Here is a 5,655-nt window from a genome sequence, read left to right as displayed (position 1 = left end):
TCAGCTGGGACGCGTGGCGCAGAGAAGATGGCCGGTGGGCCATCACCTGCTCCTTCGACATCAGCTCCTCCTCCAGCCACGCCGAGGGAATCGGCCTGAAACCCCCGGCCGAGTGGGCTTTCGACACCCATACCCGGTCGCTGCGTGCTGAGAACAAATGGGCTGAGTCGCTCTCCCAGCTCGATACTTCTGAGGTGCTCGGCTCCGGACAGCGGTCAGGGCGCCGACTAGCAGCAGTGGATGAGCCATTCGATGTGGACCGCGGACCAGCAGGCGTGACGTCCTCCTCCCCCCGCCGCGCAGGTCATACCTCCACACGAGGCAGCGGTGCAGGCCCGGATCGGGCTGCCGATCCGAGCGTGAGCCCCCTCAGGCCCTCAAATGAAGCAGACGACGACGCCGGACAGGGCACCGATACTGAGGACCTGCTCGATATTCTGCGGGCACGCCGCGGTCAGCGACTTGGTACCGATGAATCCGGAGATGACAAACTCGCCACTCTGCTCACCCGCGATGAGCAGCCGCGCTCCTCACCGCACTCCCTCCCTGATCAGGACGCCGCCCATCGCCCGAGCCGTCCCGTGCGGTCCGGAGCAGACTCACCACGGCACCGGGCAGCAGAGAATCCTGGTGAAAAGGACCGTAGCGAGGGCGAGTCAGGCGACAAGGACCGCACCGGACACGGCCGCCCCGAAAGCCATGGTGAGCCCGCAGCAGAAACTCATCGCCCCGCACGGCGCCGCGGCGAGGACGACGATCTGCAGCACACCGGCCCCATCCCCGGACTGGAAGAACAGCTCGATCACGCCGAGGAACCCGGGTATGAGACCGGCACAGACGCCTGGGGCTTCAGCTACGCGGACACCGGAGACGACGTCGATGAACCCGCGCCCAGCGAATCCGGACGTCATGCACCTGAGCCCGAGGACTCTCCGCATCGGCCGGCGGAGCCCAGCCGAAAAGATCAGGAGAGCAGCGACACCGAGAAGCGCCGTCGCAGCTCAAAATCCAAGCGCCCCTCCATGCCGCGCTGGGACGATATTCTCTTCGGCTCGAAGAACGAGTGAGCGCGTTCCGCGAGCGGGCGCATGCCTCGCGCAGCTGAGTGGTCAGTTTGTCTGCTAAAAGGCGCGAAAAATCTCGTCTTAACGGATGGATTGACCACTCGATAAACGACACCTCCCCGGTCATTCGACCCTACGGGCAGGTCACGTTTAACCGGTGAACCCCCGGCCGGTAAGCTCCAGCAGCGGGATTTTCCGCTCCACCTCGGTCAGCGAGCCGTGCATGCCGACCATAGACATGATTCCGACTCCCGTGCGGGCAGTATCAAATATGGCGATCGGCGCATGGGCCGCGATGATCACATCCCCGAGGCGGCCTAGCACCCGCTCCTCCACGGCGCCGAACCAACCGGCAGCAATGGCCTCATCGCGAGTAAGTACCCAGGCCACATCCCCGAACTCCGCCCGCCAGCGCGCAGCCAACTCCACAGGGTTCTGCTCCGCCTCGGCGTAGAGATACAACATGCGCGGGTCCCCGCCGGTGTGGGCGACGCCGCGCAGCAGATCATCGCGCTCGGCGATATCCACCAGCTCCTGCTCGGCAATGTCGAGCATGCCGTGGTCGGCAGTCAGCAACACGGCAACGTCATCGCCATAACGCTCGGTCAGCGCGGAGCACAGCCGACGAGCCGCCTCATCGAGGTTCTCCAGCATGCTTCGCCACATCACGCTGTCCACACCGGCGTGATGGCCGGTCTTATCCAGTTCATCCACGTACAGGTAGACCAGTTGCGCAGGGGCTGGCCCACGCCGGAGGCCGCCCTGTGCGGTACGCCCGTCCACGATCCACTCCTGCGCAGCGCGGAACCGGCTCTCAATGCGGTCCGCACCGAGGAACTCACCGCCTGAAAGTGCCGCGGCCGTCAACGCTGAATCGCGGAACTGGCTGCGCGAAGCAGTCAGCACTCTCGCCCCGGCATCTACCGCCTGCTGCAGCACTGAGGGGTGCCGCTGCCAGTTGCGGGGGTCGACGTCGTCATCCCACCCCCCGAGCATATTGACCACTCGGCCCAACTCAGGCGCCAAGAGGTCATAACCCAGCATTCCGTGCTCCCCTGGTGCCTTGCCGGTGCCCAGCGAAGTCAGTGATGCAGAGGTCGTTGCAGGTGCCCCGCAGTCCAGCACGCGCCCTTGAGCCGCCCGGCGCCAGGCAGAGGCGAGGAAGCGCGCGTGACCGGTGTGGGCGGCCAGATTGTGATCGCCGAGTCCGTCGACCATGATGACCACTGCAATGCTGCACGGCGGAATATCGAGTCGGTTGGCAAACCCTTCCAGACCCAAGGCGGCACAGGCCGAGGGCAGCACATGACGTAAGTGAGCACCGTCGTAGTCAGGAGCCGGTGGCAGCGGCAGGCTCATCTGGGCCTCCTGGGTCTGTGGCGGGTCGGCATCTCACCGGGGGTGTACTGGGTGCGCTCAGCGGGCGTATGTGGCGCAAGCCCGGCGCAGAGCGCGCACAAAACTGCGCGCCTCATCAACCGCGGTATCGCCTTCTGCGGTCGCCGCGATGCGCAGCACAATATCCTCCGGTGCCAGGGTGCCGGTGTCACCATGATCAGCCATGCACTCAGGGTTGCCGCATTCAGCTGGGTAGGTATCCAGCCGGGCGCCGCCGCTCCAGTTCATATTCAAACTGACCTCGGCCAGGCCCCTGTCCGGTCGGAACTGATCCGGGCGGCGGTGTACTTCGGAGAGGATGAGTGAGCGGATGCGCGAGACCGGCACAACCTCTGTGGAGATGCGCGCGACAACTTCTGCTGAACCGGCACGACCGCGGTCCTCGTGCCCTACGGCACGGGGCTCATCCTCAGCATCGTGATCATCGAGATGAGCGACGACGACCACATCATCGGCCAGTACCAGCACGGTGATGTGGCGGTGGACTTCTTCCATATCAAAATGGGTGTCCACGTGGACGATCTGGTGGGTGGCCTCGCGCCCATCCAGGGCATCGGTCACCGTATGGTGCACCAGTGAGGGGTAGAAGCCCCCGCGATCGATGGCTTCCTTAAGCGTCAATCCGGAGGCCTGTGCGGGATTGTGGTGGCTGGGGGTCATGGATTCCATGGTATCCGTCAAGCGCTGCGGTCATATTCATCCTGTGGATTTCACCAGGGGCGGAGCGATTCGCCCGCTGAGAACGGGGTTCGCCATAATGGAGTGGTGCTCCAAAATTCAGGCCAGGGAAACGCGACCTTCCATCACCGCAATGCCGCACTGCTGTCCGTGGCCGAGGTGGAGGCCCCAGAGGTACTGACCTCGAAGGACCTCGACAAGCGGCTCGCCGACGCTCTTAAGCGGCTGAAGCTGCCCACTGGGCTCCTCCAGCGAGTGGCGGGGGTCAAGTCCCGGCGGAACTGGCGCTCCGATGGTGACGTCCGCACAGCCACCGTCGACGCCGCCCGCAAAGCGATGGACGCCGCAGGCATCACCGCCCAGGATGTCTCGATGATGGTCAACACCTCGGTGACCCGCGAACACTTGGAGCCCTCAGTCGCGGTGGGCATCCACCATGAGCTGGGCCTGCCGAGCTCGGCGATGAACTTCGATATCACCAATGCCTGCCTAGGATTCGTCAACGCCATCACGCTGGCAAGCTCCATGATCGACGCCGGACAGGCTAAATATGTGCTGATCGTCAACGGTGAAGATGCCCGCAAGGTGCAGGACGCGACGGTGGAGCGCATCAACTCTCTGGAGAAGATGGTCTCCCGGGACGACTTCATGATGGAGTTCGCCTCATTGACATTAGGCTGTGGAGCCGCCGCTGCCGTGGTCGGTCCTGCTGACCTGCATCCGGAGGGGCACCGAATCGTCGGCGGAGTCACCCGCGCTGCCACCCAGCACCATGAACTCTGCGTGGGCGATCACCGCGGCATGTACACCGATGCCAGGGGTTTGCTCGATGGCGGCCTGCAATTGGTGATGGATGCCTGGGAAGACGCCAAGGCCCATTTCAGCTGGGAGAACATGGATTCCTACGTCACCCATCAGGTCTCCCAGCTGCATACCTCGTCCATCATCAAGGCGGCCAGACTGGACAAGAAGCGCGTGCCGGTCACCTACCCCGAGCTGGGCAATGTGGGACCGGCCTCGCTGCCGATCACGCTGGCCCGAGAAGCCGCCAACCTGGCCCGCGGCGCCCGAGTGCTCTGTATGGGTGTGGGTTCCGGCCTCAACACTGCGATGGTGGAGCTGGAATGGTGACTCTCCGCGCCTTCAGCCCGTGGAAGCCGATACCGGCCGCTGCAGCGCGGCTGCCCTTCGATGTCCTCCGCCACACCCCGCTTCCCGGCATCGATCCGACGTGGTCGCATCTGGTACGCGCTAAGACCGATGACGGTGAACGCACCTTCCATGTCCTGGACACTGGGCCTGCACTGGCTGCCCGCGGCATCGAGCCCACCGGCACGATTCTGGCCGTTCACGGCAATCCCACCTGGTCCTATCTGTGGCGGGGAGTACTGGCAGCCTCCGTTGAACGTGCTGAACATGGCAACGCCTGGCGTGTCATCGCCCCGGACCAGCTGGATATGGGCTTCTCGGAACGGCTGTCACATCCAGAACCTCCCTCCGTGGATGCCCCCAGCCATCGGCGGCTCGAGCAGCGCCTGAGCGACCTGGATGGGCTGATGGACGCCCTCGACGTCGACGTCGACCGGCCCCTGGTCACCCTCGGCCATGACTGGGGCGGGATCATCTCTCTGGGCTGGGCCACTCGCCAGCGCAATGCGGTGGACGCGGTGGTCAGCCTCAACACCGCTGTGGATCATCCCACCGGAGAACCGGTTCCCCCGGCTCTGCAGGCAGCGATGGCTCCCGGGTTGTTGCCGGGATCCACGGTGGTCACTGATGGCTTTCTTCGCGTCACATTGGCCCTGGCCGAGGGCGGGCTGCCCAAAGATGTATACCGCGCCTACCGGGCACCTTATGTCTCCCGGCTGGGTCGAGGCGGAATCGGTGGTTTCGTGGCCGATATTCCTGCCCTGGCCAAGCACGCCTCACGCACCGTCCTGGAAGAAGTCTCCGCTGGACTGCAGCAGTGGGATAAGCCTGCATTGCTGATCTGGGGGCCGAAGGACCCGGTGTTCCAGGACCGTTACCTCGCTGACCTACTGGAACGCATCCCGCATGCTGACCTGCACCGATTCGAAGGTGCCGGACATCTGGTGGCAGAGGATCGGGATATCGCCGCTGTGCTCTTCACCTGGCTGAAGGACCGCTTCACGCCACAGGAGGATTCTCAGCAGCTCAGCTCTCCCGCACCGGCGGCACAAGTCATGGGGCTCGGCGAGCAGCTGGAAGCCATGACGCTGAGCTGGCACAAGGACGAACCCGCAAGCGTCGATATGACCGCTACCGCTGGCCCCGAAACACTGACCTGGGAGCAGCTGAAGTCCCAAGTGGATTCCGTGGCGGCCGGCCTCTATGAGCTCGGCGTCCGTCGCGGCGACCGGGTCTCGCTGCTGGTACAGCCGGGCAATTCCCTCACAGTCATCCTCTATGCTTGCCTGCGCCTTGGCGCCGTGGCAGTGGTGGCCGACGCGGGCCTGGGCCTGAAAGGGATGACCCGAGCGGTGCGCAGCGCGCG

General features: G+C 64.7%; 4 protein-coding genes and 1 pseudogene. 3 read left to right on the top strand and 2 right to left on the bottom strand.

Features of this window, described 5'->3' with window-relative positions; all coding sequences use genetic code 11:
* Positions 1–1,067: pseudogene (locus tag TX78_RS06270) on the top strand (hypothetical protein); the annotation flags it as partial.
* A 147-nt stretch (positions 1,068–1,214) separates the two neighbouring features.
* On the opposite strand, the gene TX78_RS06265 reads toward TX78_RS06270, so the two are convergent.
* On the bottom strand, positions 1,215–2,423 hold the full coding sequence (locus tag TX78_RS06265) for an alkaline phosphatase family protein (protein WP_044494705.1): 1,209 nt from the start codon (positions 2,421–2,423) through the stop codon (positions 1,215–1,217).
* Positions 2,424–2,480: 57 nt separating this feature from the next.
* Positions 2,481–3,122, bottom strand: coding sequence for a DUF5998 family protein (locus tag TX78_RS06260; RefSeq protein WP_147640435.1), 642 nt, complete (start codon positions 3,120–3,122; stop codon positions 2,481–2,483).
* Positions 3,123–3,227: 105 nt separating this feature from the next.
* Here TX78_RS06260 and TX78_RS06255 point away from each other — a divergent pair, with 105 nt between their 5' ends.
* Complete coding sequence (locus tag TX78_RS06255; RefSeq protein ID WP_044494957.1) at positions 3,228–4,271, top strand: 3-oxoacyl-ACP synthase III; 1,044 nt, start codon at positions 3,228–3,230, stop codon at positions 4,269–4,271.
* On the top strand, positions 4,265–5,655 hold a 1,391-nt coding region (locus TX78_RS14255), incomplete at its 3' end, for an alpha/beta hydrolase (protein WP_044494704.1). The genes TX78_RS06255 and TX78_RS14255, both read left to right, overlap by 7 nt.

It is taken from the genome of Nesterenkonia massiliensis, from assembly GCF_000455245.1.
In the GTDB taxonomy this organism is placed as follows: Bacteria; Actinomycetota; Actinomycetes; order Actinomycetales; family Micrococcaceae; genus Nesterenkonia; species Nesterenkonia rhizosphaerae.
This window is presented reverse-complemented; position numbering and strand designations above follow the sequence as displayed.